The sequence below is a fragment of the Pseudonocardia acidicola genome (assembly GCF_012911935.1).
Taxonomy (GTDB): domain Bacteria; phylum Actinomycetota; class Actinomycetes; order Mycobacteriales; family Pseudonocardiaceae; genus Pseudonocardia; species Pseudonocardia acidicola.
This window is the reverse complement of sequence record NZ_JAAXLA010000003.1, coordinates 140,251-162,826: the sequence shown is the minus strand read 5'-3', so window position 1 is coordinate 162,826 and position 22,576 is coordinate 140,251. Positions and strand designations below refer to the sequence as shown.

General features: G+C 74.9%; 9 protein-coding genes. 4 read left to right on the top strand and 5 right to left on the bottom strand.

What is annotated here, in order from left to right; translation table 11 throughout:
* Nucleotides 1-29 precede the first annotated feature (29 nt).
* The 3 genes from HF526_RS02845 to HF526_RS02835 all read left to right on the top strand — a co-directional run bounded on the left by HF526_RS02845 (nucleotide 30) and on the right by HF526_RS02835 (nucleotide 15,716).
* Complete coding sequence (locus HF526_RS02845) at nucleotides 30-13,868, top strand: amino acid adenylation domain-containing protein (protein WP_338051255.1); 13,839 nt, start codon at nucleotides 30-32, stop codon at nucleotides 13,866-13,868.
* Between the two features lie 229 nt (nucleotides 13,869-14,097).
* Nucleotides 14,098-14,262 carry a hypothetical protein gene (locus HF526_RS02840; protein ID WP_169379627.1) on the top strand — a complete coding sequence of 55 codons (165 nt, stop codon included), beginning with the start codon at nucleotides 14,098-14,100 and terminating at the stop codon, nucleotides 14,260-14,262.
* A complete protein-coding gene (locus HF526_RS02835) occupies nucleotides 14,259-15,716 on the top strand; it encodes a catalase (RefSeq protein WP_169379626.1) in 1,458 nt (485 codons plus the stop codon). The genes HF526_RS02840 and HF526_RS02835 overlap by 4 nt, the downstream gene beginning before the upstream one ends.
* Before the next feature lie 72 nt (nucleotides 15,717-15,788).
* On the opposite strand, the gene HF526_RS02830 is transcribed toward HF526_RS02835, so the two are convergent.
* From HF526_RS02830 to HF526_RS02820, 3 genes are all read right to left on the bottom strand, one after another.
* Entirely contained in the window at nucleotides 15,789-16,790 is a 1,002-nt protein-coding gene (locus HF526_RS02830) for an iron-siderophore ABC transporter substrate-binding protein (protein ID WP_169379625.1), read from the bottom strand.
* Between the two features lie 89 nt (nucleotides 16,791-16,879).
* Nucleotides 16,880-18,628 carry an ABC transporter ATP-binding protein gene (locus HF526_RS02825; RefSeq protein ID WP_169379624.1) on the bottom strand — a complete coding sequence of 583 codons (1,749 nt, stop codon included), beginning with the start codon at nucleotides 18,626-18,628 and terminating at the stop codon, nucleotides 16,880-16,882.
* Entirely contained in the window at nucleotides 18,625-20,319 is a 1,695-nt protein-coding gene (locus tag HF526_RS02820) for an ABC transporter transmembrane domain-containing protein (protein WP_169379623.1), read from the bottom strand. Before HF526_RS02820 ends, HF526_RS02825 begins: the two co-directional genes overlap by 4 nt.
* 150 nt (nucleotides 20,320-20,469) lie before the next feature.
* On the opposite strand from HF526_RS02820, the gene HF526_RS02815 reads away from it, so the two are divergent.
* On the top strand, nucleotides 20,470-21,420 hold the full coding sequence (locus tag HF526_RS02815; RefSeq protein ID WP_169379622.1) for a methionyl-tRNA formyltransferase: 951 nt from the start codon (nucleotides 20,470-20,472) through the stop codon (nucleotides 21,418-21,420).
* Here the strand turns inward: HF526_RS02815 and HF526_RS36755 are convergent.
* Entirely contained in the window at nucleotides 21,396-21,875 is a 480-nt protein-coding gene (locus HF526_RS36755) for a GTP-binding protein (protein ID WP_338051254.1), read from the bottom strand. The genes HF526_RS02815 and HF526_RS36755 overlap by 25 nt on opposite strands.
* A gap of 92 nt (nucleotides 21,876-21,967) precedes the next feature.
* A complete protein-coding gene (locus tag HF526_RS02805; protein WP_169379621.1) occupies nucleotides 21,968-22,549 on the bottom strand; it encodes a sigma-70 family RNA polymerase sigma factor in 582 nt (193 codons plus the stop codon).
* Nucleotides 22,550-22,576: the final 27 nt, after the last annotated feature.

The following is a 22,576-nucleotide window of genomic DNA, read 5'->3' as shown; positions in this document are numbered from 1 at the left end:
CCGTACCCGCTGTGCCGATGGAGCCGATGGTGACCACGACCTCCGAGACGTCCGAGAACGACCGCCACCCGATGACCGACCGGCAGCGGGGCGGTGGCTCCGGCGGCGCGTCGACGTGGCCCGCGCTGTTCGCCGCGCAGGTCCGCCGCGCACCGGACGCGGTCGCGGTCGTGCTGGAGGACACGAGCCTGACCTACGCCGAGCTCGACGCGCGCGCGAACCGGCTCGCGCACGTCCTGCGCGGCCGCGGGGCCGGTCCCGAGCGGGTGGTCGGGCTCGCGCTGCCGCGCTCGATCGACATGGTCGTGGCCCAGGTGGCGGTGCTGAAGGCGGGTGCGGCCTACCTGCCGATCGACCCCGACCATCCGGCGCAGCGGATCAGCTACATGATCGCCGACGCCGACCCCGCCGTCGTCGTCGCGACCACCGCGCTCGCCGGCGAACTCGGTGCCGCGCAGGCGCCGGTCCTGCTGCTCGACGACCCGGGCACCCGCCGCGAACTGGCCGCCGCCCCCGCCTCCGACCCGGCGCCGGCGCTGCGGGTGCACAACGCGGCGTACGTCATCTACACCTCGGGCTCGACCGGCCGTCCCAAGGGCGTCGTGCTCTCGCACACCGGAGTGGCCAAGCTCGTCGCGACCCAGACCGAGCGGTTCGGCGTCGGCCCGGACAGCCGGATCCTGCAGTTCGCCTCGCCGAGTTTTGACGTGGCGTTCTGGGACCTGTGCCTCGCGCTGCTGTCCGGCGGGCGGCTCGTCGTCGTGCCCGCCGAGCGCCGGGTGCCCGGGCCCGAGCTCGCCGACTACGCGCACGCGCACGGCGTCACGTTCATGATCCTGCCGCCGGCGCTGCTCGCCGCGATGCCGCCGGACGTGACCCTGCCGTCGGCCACCCTGCTCGCCGGCACCGAACGGGTCTCGCCCGAGCTGGTGGCCCGCTGGGGGCGGGGGCGGCGGATGTTCAACGCCTACGGCCCGACCGAGGCCACCGTGAACTCCACCCTCGGCGAGAGCCACCCCGACCGGCTGCGCGGCACGTCGGTGCCGATCGGTGTCCCGGACCCGATGACCACCGCGTACGTGCTCGACGACCGGCTCCGGCCCGCCCCGGCCGGCGAGCCCGGCGAGCTCTACCTCGGCGGGCCCGGGCTGGCCCGCGGCTACCTGGGCCGCCCGGACCTCACCGCCGAGCGGTTCGTCGCCGACCCCGGGCGTCCGGGGGAACGGATGTACCGCACCGGCGACGTCGTGCGCCGCGATGCCGACGGGGTGTTGGACTTCCTGGGCCGGGTCGACGACCAGGTCAAGATCCGCGGCTACCGGATCGAGCCCGGGGAGATCGAGTCGGTGCTGGCCGGGCACCCGGGCGTGGCGCAGGCGACCGTGCAGGTCCGCGAGGACCGGCCCGGGGACCGGCGGCTGGTGGCCTACGTGGTGCCGCAGACCGCAGCCCCCGCCGGGGACGAGCAGGTCGGGGCCTGGAAGGAGCTGCACGAGCTGCTGTACGCCGCGGCCGACGAGCGGTCCGCGGCGTTCGAGGACGGCTTCGCCGGCTGGAACTCGACCTATGACGGGGCACCCATCCCGCGCTCGGCCATGCGGGCCTGGCGCGACGCGACGGTGGCCCGGATCCGGGCCCTGGCGCCGCGCCGGGTGCTGGAGATCGGCGTGGGCAGCGGCCTGCTGCTCACCGAGCTCGCGCCGGACTGCGAGCTCTACCGCGGCATCGACCTTTCCGAGGAGGCGATCGCCGCGCTGCGGCGCCGGGTGGACGCCGATCCGGTGCTGGCCGGCAGGGTCGAGCTGGAGGCCCGGGCGGCGCACGAGATCGGGGGCGAGCCGGGCTCGTTCGACACCATCGTGATCAACTCGGTGGCGCAGTACTTCCCGGGTGCGGCCTACCTGATCGACGTGCTGCGCCGGGCCGCCGCGCTGCTGGCGCCCGGCGGGGCGATCTTCGTCGGGGACGTGCGGCACCGCGGCCTGCTGCGGGTGTTCCGGGCCGGGGTGGCGGCCGCCCGCGGTGGTGCCGCCGACCCGATCGCGCTGCGCCGGGCCGTCGACGCCGGGGTGGCGTGGGAGGGCGAGCTGCTCTGCGAGCCCGACTTCTTCCCGGCCCTGCGCTCGGTCCTCCCGGAGCTGACCGCCGTGGACCTGGAGATCAAGCGGGCTACCGCGCACGACGAGCTGAGCCGGTACCGCTACGACGTGGTGCTGCGGGTGGCGGGGGACGGCGGGGACCCGGTCGCGACGGCGCCCGCCGAAGTGCTCTGGGCCGGAAGCGGAACGGGCGCCGCGGAAGCCGCCGGCCCGGCCGGTCATGTCGCCGCCGGCACGGTGCGGGATCTCGCCACCCTCGCCGCGCACCTGCGCGGGCACCGCCCGGCGGCGCTGCGCGTCACCGGTGTGCCCAATGCGCGGCTCGCCCCCGACCTGCGGGCGTTGCAGGCCGTGGACGGCGGCGCCGGCCCCGGACCCGGCGTCGACCCCGAGGAGCTGCACGCCCTCGGCGCCGAACTCGGCTACCGCACCGCCGCCACCTGGACCGCCGACGCCGGCGACGGCCGGATCGACGTGGTGTTCGCCGCGCCCGGCGCGGTCGCCGGACCCGCGTACCGGCCGGGCCGCGGGACCGACCCGGCCGCCCTGGCGAACGTCCCCGCGCCGTTCCGCGACGTGAACGCGCTGGTCGCGACCGTGCGCGAGCACCTGCGCGACCGGCTGCCCGACTACCTGGTCCCGGCCGCCGTCGTCGCGCTGCCCACGCTGCCGGTGATGGCCAACGGGAAGCTCGACCGGGCCGCGTTGCCGGCGCCGGACCTGGCCGCGCAGGTCACCGGGCACCGCCCGCGCACCCCGCGCGAGCAGCTGCTGTGCGCGCTGTTCGCCGAGGTGCTCGGGATGCCCGGAATCGGTGTCGACGACGACTTCTTCGCCCTCGGCGGCGACAGCATCGTCACCATCCAGCTGGTGGTCCGGGCCCGCGCGGCCGGGCTGCTGGTCACCCCGCGGCAGGTCTTCACCGCCCGCACGGTCGCCGGGCTCGCGCCGGTCGCGACCGTCCGGGCCGGCGCGCCCGCGCCGGACACAGGCCCGCTGGCCGAGCTGGACACCCCCGCCCGGCTGGAGCTCGCTGGAATCGGCGAGATCGCCGACGTGTGGCCGGTGTCGGCGCTGCAGGAGGGCTTCTTCTTCCACGCCGCGCTCGACGCCGAGGGCCCCGACGTCTACACGATCCAGGAGGTCTTCGACCTCGCCGGACCCGAGATCGACGTGGCGGCGCTGCGCGCCGCCGCCCAGGACCTGCTCGACCGGCACCCGCAGCTGCGTGCCGGATTCGCCCAGCTCGCCGACGGCCGGGTCGTGCAGGCGGTCGCCGCACGGGTCGCGCTGCCCTGGGACGAGGTCGACCTGTCCGGCCTGGTCCCCGCGGACCAGGACCGGCGGGCCGCCGCGGTGATCGACGCCGACCGCGCCCGCCGCTTCGACCTGGCCCGCCCGCCGCTGCTGCGCGCCACCCTGCTCCGGCTCGAACCCGGGCGCGCCCGGCTCGTCCTCACCTTCCAGCACATCGTCCTCGACGGCTGGTCGGTGGTCGTGCTGGTGCGCGACCTGCTCGCGGCCTACCGGGCCCGGGTCGCCGCAGCGCCCGTCCCGGCCGACGACGGTGCCCTCGCGCGGCACCGGGAGTGGTTCGGCCGGCTCGCCGGCCGCGACGCCGACGCCGCGCGGGAGGCGTGGCGCGCCGAGCTGGCCGGGCTGGACGAGCCCACCCGGTTGCTGCCCGCCGTCGTCCCCGGTCCGCCGCCCGGGGGTCCCGGCGCCGGCCGGCACGCCCAGCTCCGGTTCACCCTCGACGAGCGGGCGACGACCATGCTGGTCACCGCGGCGCGGGGCCGCGGCCTGACCCTGGGCACCGCGCTGCACGGTGCCTGGGGCCTGCTGCTCGGCCAGCTCACCGGGCGGCGCGACGTCGTGTTCGGCAGCACCGTCTCCGGCCGCGACGCCGACGTCGACGGCCTCGAGTCGGCCGTCGGACTGTTCATCAACACGATCCCGGTGCGGCTGCGCTGGGAGCCGGGCGAGCCGCTGGCGGCGCCGCTGCGCCGGCTGCAGCAGGCGCAGACCGGGCTGCTCGACCACCAGCACCTCGGGCTCGGGGAGCTGCAGCGCCTGGCCGGGCTGCCGGAGCTGTTCGACTCCTTGGTCGTGATCGAGAACTACCCGCGCGACCAGGAGCCGGGCGCCGGGCTGCGGGTCGAGGGCGTCGAGGTCCTCGACGCCGTGCACTACCCGGTCGCACTGATCGTGGGCACCGGACCCCAGCTCGATCTCACGCTCAAGTACGACCCCACCCGGGTGCCCGAGGACGCCGCGTCGCTGCTGGCCGAGCAGCTGCGCCGGACGCTCGACGCGCTGGCCGCGGACCTGGACGCGCCGGTGGCGTCGATCCCGCTGCGGGCCGCCGCCGATCCCGGCGCGTGCACCGCGCCCGGCGGCGCGGTGCACGACGTCCCGGCCGCGACGCTGACCGGGCTGATCGCCGCCCAGGCCGCCAGGACCCCGGACGCGACGGCCGTCGTCGCCGCGGACGCCACCCTGACCTACGCCGAGCTGGACCGCCGGGCCGGCGAGCTCGCCGGCCGGCTGCAGGCGGCCGGCGCGGGCCCGGACCGTGTCGTGGCCGTCGCGGTGCCGCGCTCGGCGGGGCTGATGGTGGCGCTGCTCGGTGTGCTGCGGTCGGGGGCGGCCTACCTGCCGCTGGACCTGGACTACCCGGCCGAGCGGCTGGAGTTCATGCTCGCCGACGCCGCTGCCGGCATCGTCGTGACGACTGCCGATGCGGCCGCCCGGGTGCCCGCGGTCCCCGGCGTGCGCATGCTGCTCGTCGAGGACACCGGTGAGGTCGTCGCCGGGGCGGTCGCCACCGCCGGGGACCACGCCGCGTACCTGATCTACACCTCCGGCTCGACAGGGCGGCCCAAGGGCGTCGTCGTCACCCACCGCGCGATCGTCAACCGGCTCGCGTGGATGCAGCACGAGTACGGCCTCGGCGCGGGTGACCGGGTGCTGCAGAAGACCCCGGCGAGCTTCGACGTGTCGGTCTGGGAGTTCTTCTGGGCGCTGTGCACGGGCGCCGCCGTCGTGCTGGCCCGGCCGGGCGGGCACCGCGATCCGGGGTACCTGGCCGGGCTGGTCCGGGACGGGCGGATCACCACCATGCATTTCGTGCCGTCGATGCTGGAGGCGTTCCTCGCCGCCGACGAGGTGACCGCCGACCCGTCCTGGGCCGCGAGCCTGCGCCGGGTGTTCTCCAGCGGCGAGGCGCTTCCCGCACCGGTCGCCGCGCGCTGGCTGGAGCTCACCGGCGTGCCGCTGCACAACCTCTACGGGCCCACCGAGGCCGCCGTCGACGTGACCTACTTCCCGTGCTCCGGGGACGACGGCGCATCCGTTCCCATCGGACGTCCGGTGTGGAACACCCGGCTGCACGTGCTGGACCCGTGCCTGCGCCCGGTGGCCGACGGGATGCCCGGCGAGCTGTACCTCGCGGGCGTCCAGCTCGCCCGCGGCTACCACGCCCGGCCCGGGCTGACCGCCGACCGGTTCGTCGCCGATCCCGAGCGTGCGGGGGAGCGGATGTACCGCACCGGCGACGTGGTGCGCCGCCGCCCGGACGGTGCGCTGGAGTACCTGGGCCGCTCCGACCAGCAGGTGAAGGTCCGCGGCAACCGGATCGAGCTGGGCGAGATCGAGGCCGCGCTCACCGGCCTGCCGGAGGTGGCGCGGGCCGCGGTGGTCGCCCGCCGGGACAGTGCCGCGCACACGCTGGTGGCCTACGTGGTGCCCGCCGCCGGGGCGGCGCGCGGTCCCGGGGCGCCACCGGCCACGCCCGACCCCGCGCTGCTGCGCGCCGCGCTGGCCGCGGCGCTGCCCGAGCCGATGGTGCCCTCGGCGTTCGTGCTGCTCGACGACCTGCCGCTCACCCCCAGCGGCAAGCTCGACCGGGCCGCGCTGCCCGCCCCGCTCGCGCCGGTGCCTGCCGGGCCGGTGCGGGAGCCACGCACCGACCCCGAGCGCGTGCTCTGCGCGGTGTTCGCCGAGGTGCTCGGGGTGCCCGGGATCGGCGTCGACGACGACTTCTTCGCCCTCGGCGGGGACAGCATCTCCTCGATCAGCGTGTCGAGCCGGGCGCGGCGGGCCGGGCTGCCGGTGGCCCCGCAGGACGTGTTCACCGGCCGCACCCCGGCCGGGATCGCCGCGCTGGCCGGTGCCGCGGACGCCCCGGCGGCCGCGGCGCTGCCCGCGGTCGGCGAGGCCGAGCTCGACCAGGTCCGCCGGGTCAGCCCGGTGCCGGTGGCCGAGGTCTGGCCGCTGTCCCCGCTGCAGGACGGGCTGTTCTTCCACGCGAGCCTCGCCGGCGCCGGCGCCGACGTCTACACGATCCAGGAGACGATCGACCTCGACCACCGGCTCGACCTCGACCGGCTGCGCGCGGCCTGCGCCACGGTGCTCGACCGCAATGCCTCCGTGCGCGCCGGGTTCACCAGCGAGGACCTCGACGGGCCGGTGCAGTTCGTCGCGGCGGAGCTCGAACCCCCGGTCAGCGAGGTGGATCTGTCCGGTCTCGCCGACGCCGAACGCGACGCTCGGCTCGCCGAGCTGATGGCCGCCGACCGGGCCACCTGCTTCGATCTGGCCCGGCCGCCGCTGTTCCGGCTGCTGCTGGTCCGCCTCGGCGACAGGGACCGGCTGGTCATCAACCGGCACCTGCTGCTGTGGGACGGCTGGTCGGCGTGGCTTTTCGTGGAGCAGCTGTTCGCGGCCTACCACGGCGACCCGCCGGCGCCCGCCGGGTCCTACCGCGACCACCTGGCCTGGCTGGCCGCGCAGGACACCGACGCCGCCGCCACGGCCTGGCGGACCGCGCTGTCCGGGTTGGACGAGCCGACGCTGGTGGCGCCGGCGGCCGGCCCGGCGCGCGTCCCGCCGCGGACCCTCGACGTCGAGCTCCCGGCCGCCACCGCCGAGCGGCTGCGGGCGCTGACCCGCGAGCACGGCCTCACCGCGAACACCGTGCTGAGCACCGTCTGGGGACTCGTGCTCGGCGCCGCGACCGGGCGCGACGACGTCGTGTTCGGCACCGCGGTGGCCGGGCGCCCCGCCGCTGTCGCGGACGTCGAGACCACCGTCGGGCTGTTCCTCAACACGGTCCCGGCCCGGATGGCGTTCGCACCCGGTGAGCCGGTGCTCGACCTGCTGCGCCGGGTGCAGGCCGAGCGGCTCGCACTGCTCCCGCACGAGTCGCTGGGGCTCGGTGAGATCCAGCGCGCGGCCGGGCACCGGCGGCTGTTCGACACGCTGTTCGTGTACCGCCCGGAGGGCGGGGACAAGCGGGTCGCCGAGCTCGGGGCCCGCTACGGGATCACCACGATGGCCAATGTGGACGCCACGCACTACCCGCTGAACCTCATCGTGACCCCCGGGGAGCGGATCCGGCTCAGCCTCGCGCATCTGCCGGACATCGTCGACGGCGCGGCTGCGCAGACCTACCTGGACCGGTTCCTGCTGCTGCTCGACCAGTTGCTCGCCGACCCCGGCGTCCCGGCCGCCCGGCTCGACGCGCTGCTCCCGGCCGAGCGGGCGGCGATCGTCGCGGGCCGCGCCGGCGCCGAGCAGGCGATCGGCACCGACACCATCGCCGACCTGCTCGCGCAGCGGGCCGCGCGGATCCCGGACGACACCGCGCTCGTCGCGGGGGGGCAGCGACTGAGCTACGCCGAGCTCGACGCGGCGATCGACCGCACCGCCCGGCTGCTGCTGGCCCGCGGCGCCGGCCCGGAGACGGTGGTCGCGCTCGGCCTGCCCCGGTCGGCCGAGACGGTGATCGCGCTGTTCGCCGTCCTGCGCACCGGGGCGGCGTACCTGCCGCTGGAGCTCGACCATCCTGTCGAGCGGCTCGTCGCGACCCTCGCCGACGCCGCGCCGGTCTGCCTGCTCACCGTGGCCCGGGTCGGCGGCTCGCTGGCCGCCGCCGGGGTGCCCGCGGTGGTGCTGGACGACCCGGCGGTGGCGGCCGAACGTGCGGCTCTGCCGGCCGGACCGTTGTCCGACGCCGAGCTGGGCCGGTTCGCCCGCAGCAACCCCGACCGGCTGGAGTTCCCGGCGTACGTGATCTACACGTCGGGCTCGACGGGCCGGCCCAAGGGTGTCGTGACGCCCTACCGCGGGCTGACGAACATGCAGCTCAACCACCGCGCGGAGATCTTCGATCCGGTGCTCGACGCCGCCGGCGGGCGGCGGCTGCGGATCGCGCACACCGTCTCGTTCGCCTTCGACATGTCCTGGGAGGAGCTGCTCTGGCTCGTCGAGGGCCACGAGGTGCACGTGTGCGACGAGGAGTTGCGCCGCGACGCCGAGGCGCTCGTCGGGTACTGCGACGCGCACGCGATCGACGTGGTCAACGTGACCCCGACCTACGCCGCTGCGCTGATCGAGGTCGGCCTACTGGCCGGTGGGGCCGGCCGGCACCGCCCGCCGCTGGTGCTGCTCGGCGGCGAGGCCGTCTCGGACGCGGTCTGGGCGGCGCTGCGCGACACCCCCGGGACCTGCGGCTACAACCTCTACGGCCCCACCGAGTACACGATCAACGCCCTCGGCGGGGGAACCGCGGACAGCGCCACCCCGACGGTGGGCCGGCCGATCGTCAACACCCGCGCGCACGTCCTCGACGGCTGGCTGCGCCCGGTCCCGGACGGGGTGCCCGGCGAGCTGTACATCGCCGGGGCGGGGCTGGCCCGCGGCTACCTCGACCGGTTCGCGCTCACCGCCGAGCGGTTCGTCGCCGACCCGCACACCCCCGGCGGGCGGATGTACCGCACCGGCGACCTGGTGCGCCGCCGCCCGGACGGCACCCTGGACTTCCTCGGCCGCACCGACGACCAGGTGAAGATCCGTGGCTACCGGGTCGAGCCCGGCGAGGTCGCGGCCGCGCTCACCGCTCATCCGGCGGTCGCGCAGGCCGCGGTGATCGCCGACCGGTCCGGGCCCGGCGGGATCGCCCGGCTCGTCGGCTACGTGGTCCTGGAGCCGGGCGCGGCGGAGCCCCCGCTGCGCGAGCACCTGCGGGAGCGGCTGCCCGACCACATGGTCCCGGTGGCGGTCGTCGCGCTGGACGCGCTGCCGCTGACCGTCAACGGCAAGCTCGACACCGCCGCGCTGCCCCGGCCCGACATCACCCCGGCCGGCGGAGGCCGGGCCCCCCGCGGGCGCCACGAGCAGCTGCTGTGCGAGCTGTTCGCGCAGGTCCTCGGCCTGGACCGGGTCGGGGTCGACGACGACTTCTTCGACCTCGGCGGGCACTCGCTGCTCGCCACCCGACTGCTCAGCCGGGCCCGCACCGCGCTCGCGGCCGAGCTGGTGCTGCGCGATCTGTTCGAGGCACCGACGGTGGCGGCGCTGGCGCTGCGCGCGGCGCGGCGCAGCGGGGCGGCCCGGCCCGAGCTGCGGCCGGTGCAGCGCCCCGACCGGCTCCCGCTGTCGGCCGCTCAGCAGCGGCTCTGGCTGATCCAGCAGATGGAGGGGACCTCGGCCGCCTACAACTTCCCGCTCGTGCTGCGGCTGCGCGGGGATCTCAACGCGGCCGCGCTGGACGCGGCACTGCACGACGTCGTCGCCCGGCACGAGACGCTGCGCACCGTGTTCACCCCCGACGAGGGGGGCGTGCCCGTCCAGCGCATCCTCGCCGGCGCCCGGGTGCCGTTCGCCCGGCTCGACGCGGGCGCCGACGAGCTCGACGATCTGGTCCGCGCCGAGCTGGAGCGCCCGTTCGACCTGGCCACCGAGCTGCCGCTGCGTGCCACGCTGATCACGGTCCGGCCCGGCGAGCACGTGCTCGTGCTGCTGCTGCACCACATCACGACGGATGAGTGGTCCGACCGGCCGTTCCTGACCGACCTCGCGACGGCCTACCGGGCGCGCCGGGCCGGACAGGCGCCGGCGTTCACACCGCTCGCCGTCGGGTACGCCGACTACGCGCTGTGGCACGAGGAACTGCTCGGCGATGCGGGCGACCCGACGAGCCTCGCCGCCCGCCAGCTCGACTTCTGGCACGCGACCCTCGACGGCGCGCCCGACGAGCTGGTGCTGCCCACCGACCGGTCCCGGCCGGCACGCCCCACGTTCCGTGGCGGCACCGTCGAGGTCCCGCTCGACCCGGACACCTGCGCCGGGTTGCGCGGCATCGCCCGGGAGACCGGGGGGAGCATGTTCATGGTGCTGCACGCGGCCGTCGCGGCCCTGCTGCACCGGCTCGGCGCCGGCACCGACATCCCGCTCGGCGCGCCGATCGCCGGCCGCACCGACGAGCGGCTCGACGATCTCGTCGGCTTCTTCGTCAACACCCTGGTGCTGCGCACCGACCTGTCCGGTGCCCCCGGCTTCGCCGAGCTCACGGCCCGGGTCCGCGACGCCGACCTGGCCGCGTTCTCGCACGCCGACGTGCCGCACCAGGCAGTGGTGGAGCGGCTGAACCCGCCGCGGGCGCTGGCCCGCAACCCGCTGTTCCAGGTCATGGTCGGCCACCACGCCCGCAGCGGGGAGCTGCTCGACCTGCCCGGGGTGCGCGTCACCGAGGAGCCGACCGGGGCCACGGCGGCCAAGTTCGACCTGGTCTTCAGCTTCGCCGAGCAGCTCGACACCGGGGCCGTCACGCTGCACCTGGAGTACGCGGCCGACCTGTTCGACCGCGACACCGCCGAGCGGCTCGGCGACCGGTTCGCCGTCCTCGCCCGCACGGTCGCGGCCGACCCGGCCATCCCCCTCGACGAGATCGAGGTCTTCATCGACGACGAGCACACCCTCGTCCTCGACGTGTTCACCGCGACCGCACGGACCGTCGACGAGGAGACGCTGATCGACGCGTTCGAGCGGTGGGCGCGCAGCACGCCCGAGGCCGTCGCGGTCGCCGACGCGGCCCGGTCGGTGACCTACGCGCAACTCGACGCGCTCGCCGAGGGCGCCGCGGACCTGCTCGCGGCCCACGGGGTGGGCGCCGAGGACGTCGTCGGCGTCGCAATGCCGCGCTCGGCCGACATGGTCGCCGTGGTGCTGGGCGTGCTCAAGCTCGGGGCGGCCTGGCTCCCGCTGGACCTGAAGCACCCGAGCGAGCGAATCGCGTACGTGCTGGCCGACTCGGGCGCCCGGACGCTGGTGGCGACCCCGGCCGAGTCGGCGCGCATCCCCGGCCTCGACGGGCTGTCGCGGGTTCTGCTGCCCGAGACCGGGCCGCGGCCCGGCGGGCCGACGGCGCGCCGGCGGCCCGCCGGCCTCGACCACGCCGCCTACGTCATCTACACCTCCGGCTCCACCGGCCGGCCCAAGGGTGTCGTGGTCGCGCACGAGGGGATCGGCAGCCTCGCCGCGACCGCCGCCGACCGGATGGGGGTCACCGCCGACAGCCGGATCCTGCAGTTCGCGTCGGTCGGGTTCGACGTCGCGGCGTTCGAGCTGACGATGTCGCTCACCCTCGGCGCCCGGCTGGTGATCCTCCCGGACGAGGCCCGGGTCGCCGGGCCCGCGCTCACCGACTTCCTGCGCGAGCAGCGGATCAGCCACGCGATCCTGCCGCCGTCGCTGGTCGCGGCGTTGCCGCCGGGCTGCGCGATCCCGGACGGCACGACCGTCCTGGTCGGCACCGAGACCGTCCCGCCGGACCTCATCGGGCGGTGGGCGGCGCGGCTGGACCTCTTCGCCGCCTACGGGCTGACCGAGGCGACGGTGAACTCGACGCTGTGGCGGGCCGAACCGGGCTGGCGGGCCCCCGTCCCGATCGGCCGCCCGGACCCCAACACCACCGCGTACGTTCTCGACGAGCGGCTGCGGCCGGTGCCGCCCGGCGTCGCCGGCGACCTCTACGTGGCGGGCAGAGGCCTGGCCCGCGGCTACCTGGGCCGCCCGGGGCTGACCGCGGAGCGGTTCGTCGCGTCGCCGTTCGGGCCGCCGGGCGCGCGGATGTACCGCACCGGCGACCGGGCCCGCTGGCGCCGCGACGGCAACCTCGACTTCCTGGGCCGCACCGACGACCAGGTCAAGATCCGTGGCTTCCGGATCGAGCTCGGCGAGGTTGCCGACGCGCTGACCGGCCACGACGCGGTGAACCAGGCCGTCGTCGTGGCCGAGAAGGACGGCGATCTGACCCGGCTCATCGGCTACGTGGTGCCCGCCGGCGAGCCCGCCGACCCGGCGGTGCTGCGCGCGCACGTGGCCGAGCGGCTGCCCGAGTACATGGTCCCGGCCACCGTGGTCACCCTCGACGGGCCGGTCCCGCTCACCCCCAACGGCAAGCTCGACCGGCGCGCGCTGCCGGCTCCGGACTGGTCGGCGCTCATCGGGGCCGGCCGCCCCGAGACGCCCGAGCAGCAGACGCTGGCGGAGCTGTTCGCCGAGGTCCTGCACCTGCCCGAGGTCGGCATCCACGACAGCTTCTTCGACCTCGGCGGACACTCGATGGCCTCGATGCGGCTGATCGGCAGGGTCCGGGTGGCGTTCGGCGCCGACCTGACCATCCGGGACGTGTTCGACGCCCCGACGGTCGCCGCGCTCGCCCGGCTGATCGGCGAGCGCGGAACCTCGGGCGGGCGGCCCGTGCTGGTTCGCAGCGATCCGCCGGGGCAGGCCGAGCCGCTCGCCCCGGTCCAGCGCTGGCGCTGGTCGCGGCACCGCGCGACCCGGCGACCCGATCACGCGCTGGTGCTGCGCCCGGACCGGGCCTACGACGCCGCCGCCCTCGAGGCAGCGCTGGCCGACGTGGCGCGGCGGCACGAGCCACTGCGCACGGTGTTCGGCGACGACGGCGGCGAACCCCGCCGCCGGGTCCGCGGCACCGGCCCGGCGCTGCAGCGGACTCACGAACCGGACCTGGAGGCGGCGCTCACGGTGCTCGCCGCCGCCCCGTTCGATCTGACCGCCGAGCCGCCGTTGCGCGCGCACCTGCTGACCGGGCCCGCGGGGGAGCAGGCGCTGCTGCTGGTGCTGCACTACCTCGGCGTCGACGAGTGGTCGGTCGTACCGCTGCTGCGTGACCTCGGCCGGGCCTACGCGGCCCGGTGCGAGGGCCGGGCACCCGACTGGGAGCCGTTGCCGGTGAGCTACACCGACTACGCCCGCTGGGCCCGGCGGCTGCCCGTCGACGGGCGGTTCTGGCCCGCGACGCTGCACGGCGTGCCGACGACCCTGAGCCTGGGCGTCCCGGCGGCCGAGGACGACGACCGCGCCGCGGCGATCGCCTTCGTCCTCGACCCGGCGCTGCGCCGTGGCGTCGACGCCCTGGCCCGGCGCACCCGGACCAGCATGTTCATGGTCCTGCAGGCCGCGCTGGCCACGGTGCTGACGCGCAGCGGCGCCGGCACCGACCTGCCGATCGCCTCGTTCACCGCGGGCCGCAGCGAGGCCGCGCTCGTCGACCTCGTCGGCTGCTTCGCCGGGATGCTGGTGCTGCGCACCGACACCGCCGGCGCCTCCGGCTTCGACGAGCTGCTCGCCCGGATCCGGGCGGCGAACCTCGGCGCGCTCGAGCACCAGGACGTGGCGTTCGCCGACGTCGCCGCCGCGACCGGGCTGCACCGCCCGCCGGTGCTGCTCGTGCACCACGAGGAGGCCGGGATGGCAACCGAGCAGGGCGTGCTCGGCCGACTCGACGCGGTGCCGGTGGGCGGCACGGCGGCCGACCTGACGCTCAGCTTCTACGAGTCCGCGGGCGACGCCCCGGTGCACGCCGAGCTGACCCACCGGCTGGCACGCTTCGACCGCGACACCGCCGCCGGCCTGGTGGAGCAGCTGCTGCGGGTGCTGCGCGACGCGACGGCATGATCCGACGCCGCGCGGCCGGGGGCACCGGGCGTCGTGCCGGCCGATGTCGCCAATCGCTGAACAACGGTTTTCGGAGATCGTTCGAGACACCGACCGCCGGCGATTATGATCAAGCCGGATAGAGTCCGAATGCGAGCGATTTCCGCTCGATGACCGGTTGCCGGTCAATTCTGATCGCCCGCAGAAAGCCTTGGCTCGTTCCAGGAGATGCGGGAGGGTTGTTCGCGTCATGGTTCTCGCCTCCACCGGCCGGGACGCGCCCGGCCGTACGCCGGGCGCGGACCACGGCGTCACGGTCGACGCGGCCGAGCCGGCGTCCTGGGGCGGGTACCCCGGCTGCACGACCGCGGGACCTCCCGCGGGCGCAGACCAGCACGAGGAGGCACAGCAGTGACGCAGTCGAAACCCGTTCCGACCACGACGGATGCCGGTATCCCGGTCGAGAGCGACGAGTACTCGCTCACCGTCGGTCCGGACGGACCGGTCCTTCTGCAGGACCACTACCTCATCGAGCAGATGGCGCAGTTCAACCGCGAGCGGATACCCGAACGCCAGCCGCACGCCAAGGGCGGCGGCGCCTTCGGCCGTTTCGAGGTCACCAGCGACGTCAGCGCCTACACCAAGGCCGCGGTGTTCCAGCCGGGCACGAGGACCGACATGCTGGCCCGGTTCTCCACGGTGGCCGGTGAGCGGGGCAGCCCCGACACCTGGCGCGACCCCCGCGGCTTCGCGCTGAAGTTCTACACCAGCGAGGGCGTCTACGACATGGTCGGGAACAACACCCCGGTCTTCTTCGTCCGTGACCCGCTGAAGTTCCAGCACTTCATCCGCTCGCAGAAGCGCCTCGCCCGCAACAACCTGCGCGACCACGACATGCAGTGGGACTTCTGGACCCTGTCGCCGGAGTCCGCGCACCAGGTGACCTGGCTGATGGGGGACCGCGGTATCCCGAGGACCTGGCGGCACATGAACGGCTACAGTTCACACGCCTACATGTGGGTCAATGCCGCCGGTGAGAAGTTCTGGGTGAAATACCACTTCAAGACCGACCAGGGCATCGGGTTCTTCACCCAGGCCGAGGCCGACCACATGGCGTCGGTGGACACCGATTACCACACCCGGGACCTGTACGAGGCGATCGAGCGCGGTGAATTCCCGAGCTGGACGCTGAAGATGCAGATCATGCCGTTCGACGACGCCAAGACCTACCGGTTCAACCCGTTCGACCTGACCAAGGTGTGGCCGCACGGCGACTACCCGCTGATCGAGGTCGGCCGGATGACGCTGGACCGCAACCCGACCGATTACCACACCGAGATCGAGCAGGCGGCCTTCGAGCCCAACAACCTCGTGCCCGGGACCGCCCCGAGCCCGGACAAGATGCTGCTGGGCCGGCTGTTCTCCTACGCGGACGCGCACCGTCACCGCCTCGGCGTGAACTACAAGCAGATCCCGGTGAACGCGCCCAAGTCGCCCGTGCACAGCTACAGCAAGGACGGCGCGATGCGGTACGTGAACGTGTCGGACCCGGTGTACGCGCCGAACTCCAAGGGCGGCCCGCGCGCCGACAGCGAGCACTACAAGCCGGTGGGCTGGCACACCGACGGGGACATGGTGCGCACCGCCTACACCAAGCGCCCGGACGACGACGACTGGGGCCAGGCCGGAACGATGGTCCGCACGGTGCTCGACGACCCCGCGCGGGAGCGTCTGACCGACAACATCGTGGGTCACCTGCTCGACGGGGTGACCGAGCCGGTCCTGCAGCGCGCCTTCGAGTACTGGCGCAATGTGGACAAGGACCTGGGCGACAAGGTCGAGGCCGGCGTCCGGGCCGAGCAGGGCTGACCGGAGCCGACGGGCGGCCACGCAGGGGCGGGACCGTTCACCGGTCCCGCCCCTGTCGTCGTGGCGCCGAGGTCAGCCGGCGCCGCCGCCCAGCGCCGACGCCAGCTGCGGCGCGACGATGTCGATCGCGTACGGCAGGCTGAGCGGGCTGCCGAAGCCGATGGCGCCGCTGAACTCGGTGCCGTAGTCGCCGAGGTAGACGACGCGGTTCTCCCTGACGGCCTTCAGGTTCTGGAACACCTGGTTGTCGGTGAGGGCCTGTTTCGGCACGCCCACGACGACGAGCACGTCCTTGTCGAGCTCGGACAGGCGCTCGTCGCTGAGGGTCTCGGTGGTGGCGCCGACGTCGAAGCCGAGGCTGGAGAAGGTCTGGGCGCGCAGGTCGTCGGTGCCGAGCTTGTAGGCCGTGCCCTCGACGATGAAGTCCAGCGCCATGGTCTTGCCGGCGAACTCGGGGTGGGCCGCCCTCGTGTCGGCGAACTTCTTCTCGGTGGCCGCGATGACCTCCTCCGCCCTGGACGCCCGGCCCAGTGCCTTGCCGGTGACCCGGGTCTGTTCCTGCCAGGTCGCGGCGGCACCGTCGCCGGTGAGCGCGGGCACCGTCGGCGCGATCTTGGAGAGGGTCTGGTAGGTGCTCTGGTCCATGAACGAGTAGACGCCCATGATCAGGTCCGGCTTGAGTGCGGCGACCTTCTCGATGTCGATCTCGTTGCCGCCGACGACCTCGGGCGTGGCGCCGCCGAGCGCCGCCTGGGCCCAGGGCCGGGTCTGTTCGGGGAACTCGCCGATGAAGTCGCGCACCCCGACCGGGACGACACCGAGGGCGAGCACGAAGTCGGCCTCGTTGAACCCGACGGCCACGACGCGCTTGGGCTCCGCCGGGATCGTCGTCTCGCCGAAGGAGTGCGTGATGGTCACGGGGAAGGCGCCCGGCGCGGCGTCACCGGCGGCCGGGGACGGGGCCTCGCGGTTGCCGCAGCCGGCCACCGCTGCGATCACGAGCGCGGCGGCGCCGAGCGCCCGGGCGAACCGGGGCCCTCCGCGGGGTGGGAGCAGGGAAGTGGCGCGAGCCATCAGAGGTCCTCCATCGGGGCGAAGGGGCCGATACCGGATCATTCGGTCGAGTTAGGTTTGCCTACCCGAACCCGATCGTCAAGTCCCGATCAACGCGCGTCCGACCACGCCGCCCACAACCGGGCGTATCGGCCCCCGGCGGTCACGAGCTCGTCGTGGGTGCCCTGCTCGACCACCCGGCCGGCCTCCAGCACCACCACGGTGTCGGCGGTGGCCGCCTGGGTGAGCCGGTGCGCGACCATCAGTCCGGTGCGCCCGGCCAGCGCACGCTGCGCGGCGCCCTCCAGCACCCGTGCCCCGGAGCTGCCCGCCTCGGCCGTCGCCTCGTCGAGGATCGCCACCGGCGGGTCGGCCAGCACCAGCCGGGCCAGCGCGAGTTGCTGGGCCTGAACGGCCGTCAGGGCGTGCCCGCCGGTCCCGACGACGGTGTCGAGCCCGTCGGTGAGCGCCTCGGCCCACTGCAGCGCGTCGACCGCGGCCAGTGCGGCGCGCAGCTCGTCCGCGGTGGCGCCCGGCTTGGCCAGCCGCAGGTCGTCGGCGAGCGGGCCGGCGAAGACGTGCACCTCCTGCGTGATCAGCGCGATCGTCTCCCGGACGACGGCCGGGCCCTGCTCGTCGAGACCCGCGCCGCCGATGTCGATCGTGCCGCGGGCCGGCCGGTGCACCCCGGCGAGCAGCTTGGCCAGCGTCGTCTTGCCGGCCCCGCTGGCTCCCACGAGCGCGACCCGGGTGCCCGGTGCGATGTCCAGATCCACCCCGTCCAGCACCTCGTGGCCGTCCACATAGGAGTGGCCGACGCCCTTGGCGCGTACCGACGCGTCGGCCGGGCGCACCGGGTGCTCGGGCTCCCGCTCCGGCGGCAGGTCCGCCACCCCGACGATGCGGGCCAGGCTCGCCCCGGCCGACTGCACGGTGTCGAGCAGGAACAGCACCTGGTTGACCGGGGTGAACAGGTTGATGAAGTACAGCGCCGCGGCGCTCACCGTGCCGATCGAGGCCGCTCCGTCGCGGACCAGGAAGAACCCGGTCGCCAGTACGGCCGCGGCGCCGGCGAACTCGGCGAGGTTGAGCCGGCCGAAGAACCCGGTCTGCAGCCGGACCACCCGCATCGCCAGGTCGACCACGTCCTGGGAGCGCCGGGTGACCCGCTCGGTGTGGTCGCCGCGGAGCCGGAACGCCCGGACGGTCGCGGCGCCCCCGACGGTGTCGAGCAGTTGCTGCTGCTGGGCGCCGCCGACGAGGCGCTGCTCACGGTACAGCGGGGTCGAGCGGGTCAGGTACCAGCGCGCGGTGGCCACCTGCACCGGGACGGCCAGCAGCGCGGCGAGCAGGAACCGCCAGTCCAGCACCGCGAGCCCGACCAGGGTCAGCGCGATGATCAGGCCGGCGCGGGCGAACTCCGGGACCGCGTCGCGCACCGCATCGCCGACCAGCGACACGTCCGCGGTCACCCGGGAGGTGAGGTCGCCGGAACCGGCCCGTTCGATGCGCTCCAGGGGCAGGCCCAGCGCGCGTCCCACGAAGCGCTCGCGCAGCGCGGCGAGCATGCCCTCGCCGACCCGGGCGACCAGCGCGATGCCCAGCACCGCGAGCAGCCCCTGACCGATCGCCACCGCGACCAGCAGCAGCACCGGCCCGGTGATCGCCGACGGCGGGTGGCCGGCCACCACGAGGTCGACGATCCGTCCCAGCAGCGGCGCCGCGAGCAGGCTGACCGCGGCCCCGGCCACCAGCGCCGCCACCGCGAGGCCGGCGCGCACCCGGTGCGGGCGCAGTAGTTCGGCGATCGCGGCGCGGGTGCGGGCGCCGCCGGCGACGGGGAGCAGCTCCCGGCTCATGCCAGCACCGTCTTCCGGTAGTGGGTGTCGGCGTGCAGCAGGTCGGAGTGCCGGCCCTGCGCGATGACCCGGCCGTCGTCGAGGACGACGACCCGGTCGGTGACCGCGAGCAGCGCCGGGCTGGTGGTCAGCACGATCGTCGTGCGGCCGCGACGGACGTCGCGCAGCCCTGCGGCGATGCGGGCCTCGGTCACGGTGTCCACGGCGGTGGTCGGGTCGTGCAGGACCAGGACCGGTGCGTTCGCGGCGAGCGCGCGGGCCAGCGCGACCCGCTGCCGTTGCCCACCCGACAGCGAGCGGCCCTGCTCGGAGATCTCGGTGTCCCGGCCCGCCGGGAGCGCGTCGGCGACCTGGTCGGCCTGCGCGGCGGCCATCGCGGGTTCGAGGTCGGCGCCCGGGCCGGCCGCGGCGAGCACGTTGTCGCGCACCGTCCCGGAGAACAGTTCGGCGTCGTGCGCGGCGACCAGCACCGCGCGGCGGGCCTGCTCCGGGGTGAACTCGGTGAGCGCGACCCCGTCGAGTTCGACCGCGCCGTCGTCCGGGTCGGCCTCGCGGCCCAGGCAGGCCAGCAGCGCGACCGCGTCGGCCGGGTCGGTCGCGACCACCCCGAGCAGCTCACCCGCCGGCACGTCCAGGTCGAGGCCGGTGAGCGAGCCGTGGGTGAGGGCGCGCAGCCGCACCGCGCCGGGCACCGCATCCGGCACCGGCCGGCCGCCCGCCGTCACCGCCGGCGCGCTGGTGAGCACCTCGGCGATCCGCGCGGCCGAGGCCCGGGCCTGGGCGAACCGGCCGTTGACCCAGCCGAAGATCGACAGGGGGGTGAGCAGGAACTGGGCCAGGCCGACCGCGGCCACCAGTTCCCCGACGCTGATCGCGCCCTGAGCGGCGAGCCGCCCGCCGGCCAGGGCGACGACAGCCAGGAAGATCCCGTTCGCGGCGAGCACGGCGCCCTGGTACCAGGCCTGTGCGCCGGTGGCGCGCAGCGTCGCGGCGAGGGCCACCTGGCTGGTGCGCTCGTAGCGGCGCACCGCCGCGGGCTCGGCGCCGATGCCCTTGAGCACGCGGACGCCGGCGACCAGGTCGGCCGCGATGCCGGAGGCCTGCGCGGCGCGTTCCTGCTCCGGGCCGCTGCGGCGCTCCACCGGCTTGCCGAGCAGGTGTACCGCGTAGAGCAGCGGCGGCGTGCCGAGCAGGATCAGCAGGCCCAGCGGCAGCGAGATCCGCAGAAGTGCGATCGCGGCCACCCCGAGCGCGGCGACCGCGGCGAGGCCGAGGGGCAGCGCGAAGTTCACGATCCCGACCCGCTTGGCGTCGGCGACGGCGATGGTGGCCAGGCTCCCGGGGAGCCGTCCGGCCTCGGCGCCGCCGCGCGGGTCGAGCACCCGCTCGGCGAGTCGCAGCCGCAGCCGCTGGTCGGCGCGCACGTCGGCCAGCCAGGAGCGGCGCGCCCCGTAGCGGTAGCTCAGCGACAGCACCGCGAAGTCGACCCCCAGGACGACGAGCCAGAAGGCGAGCGCCCGCGGGTCGCCGGTCGTCACCGCCTCGTCGATCACCACGCCGACCAGCACCGGGACCAGTGCCTCACCTGTCTGGTGCCCGATGAACAGCAGCGACGCGACTCCGACGTGGCGCCGCTGCCCGCGGATCGAGCCCCGCAGGACCGACCGTCCCGTGATCTGCTCGCCATTCACCTGTGCATCCCCGCTCCGTCCGACATCACCACCGGTGCCCGTGTTGCCCGGGCGATTCGCCCGATCTTGGCAAGGTTAGGGTTGGCTATCAAGCAGGTGAGTTTGGCAAGGTTACCCTTATTTGATCAGTCGAGCAGTGAGGAGACCTGCATGCGCGTCGTCGCGTTCGGTTACATGACCTGGGGCCGCCGCACGATCGAGGCCGTCCTGGCCGCCGGTCACGAGGTGCCCTTGATCGTCACCCATCCCGACAGCGACAACGCCTACGAGAAGATCTTCGACGAGTCGGTGGCCGAACTCGCCGCCGAACACTCGATCCCGCTGCTGGTGCGCAACCGGGCCGCCGACGCCGAGGTCGTCGACGCGATCACCGCCGCGGACGCGGACATCATGGTGGTGTCCAACTGGCGCACCTGGCTGCCCCCGGAGGTCTTCGGCCTGCCGCGGCTCGGCACCCTCAACGTGCACGACGCGCTGCTCCCGGCCTACGCCGGGTTCGCCCCGCTGAACTGGGCGCTGATCAACGACGAGCCCGAGGTCGGCGTGACCGCGCACATGATGGACGCCGAGTTCGACGCCGGCGACATCGTGCTGCAACGGGCCACACCGGTCACCGACGAGGACACGGTCGTCGACCTGTTCGACCGCACGCTGGCGATGTTCGGCCCGATCACCGTCGACGCGCTGGAGCTGATCGCGTCGGGCCGCACCGACTGGCAGCCGCAGGACCGGCGCGCTGCGAGCTACTTCCACCGCCGGTCCGAGGAGGACAGCCGGATCGACTGGACCTGGTCCGCGCGCGACGTCTTCAACCTCGTCCGCGCGCAGCACGACCCGTACCCCAACGCCTACTGCTTCCACGGCGACCGGCGGCTGCGCATCCTCGCCGCGTCGGTCACCGAGACGCCGTTCGGCGGCACCCCGGGGCGGATCTTCATCCGGCAGGGTCAGGGAGTGGTGATCGTGGCCGGCGCCGACGCCCGCCGCGGTCGCAACCCCGGCCTGCGCATCGACCGGCTGCGCACCGACGACGGCCGTGAGTACACCGGCGTCGAGTACTTCACGCGGATGGGCGGCTACCTGACCTCCCATCCCTGCTGATCAGTGGTCGTGGACGTCGTCCCAGGCCGGGAGCAGGTCCGGCAGGCTGCGCCAGCCCTCCGGGCCCGCTGCCAGCTCGTCGTCGGTGAGCAGTGCGGGATCGAGCCGGCCTGTGACCACAGCCCGACGGTCTGCGGACGGGTCGCGATCCGGCAGAACCCCTTGCTGCGCAGCAGTCCCTGCCACTCGCCGAGCACGGCCATCAGCCGGGCCGGGTGGAACGGGCGCCGGGCCCGGTAGGTCACGCTGGTGATGCCGCACTCCTCGGTCTCCGGGGTGTGGCTTCCGCTCAGCTCACCTGCCCAGCCCGGCGCCGCCGCGGCGGTGACCGGGTCGTAGCTCAACCTGCTCGTCTGCGTGGCCGGTTCGCTGCTGCGCCCGGCCCCGGACGGCCCGGCCGCGGCCGCCGAGCGGTCGGATACCGGCGTCCGCGTAGCCACGTCGTCGAGTGCCACTCCAGGGTCCTGAGGACATGATCGAACAGCGGTGGGGTGGCACTCGGCGTCGTCTCCGAGCGCGCGAGCCGGGCTCGGTGCGGGAGGTGCGCTCAGGCGCCGGAGATCCGCCGCTCCGGCTCGGCCGGTGCACGCATCCCGGTGACCAGGTCCTCGCGGGCGCGGGCGACCCGGGAGCGGATGGTGCCGATCGGACAGCCGCAGACCTCGGCGGTCTCGGCGTAGCTCAGGTCGAGCAACTGGGTGAGCACGAACGCCTCGCGCCGGTCGGTGTCGAGGGTCTCGATGAGTGCGCGCAGCGCGATGCCCTCGTCGACCCCGGAGCGCACCGCGGCCGGCCGCGGATCGATACGGGCGACGTCGTCCCAGTCGTCGACCGGATTGGTCCGCGGTCTGCGCCCCGCCGCGCGCAGGTGGTCGGCCGCCACCCGGCGGGCGATGGACAGCAGCCAGGTCCGGCCCCCGGCACGGCCGGCGAACCGGTGCAGCGAGCCGAGGGCGCGCAGGTAGGTTTCCTGGGCGAGGTCGTCGGCTTCGCGCGGGTTGACCAGGTGGCCCAGGAAGCGGTGCACGTCGCGTTGGGTGGCACGGATGAACGCGGTGAGCGCGTCGCGGTCGCCCCGGCCGGCGGCCAGGGCCCACCCGGTGATCTCGTCGTCCACGCGATCGGTCACGTCCGCACAGTAGTCCCGGGGTCGTCG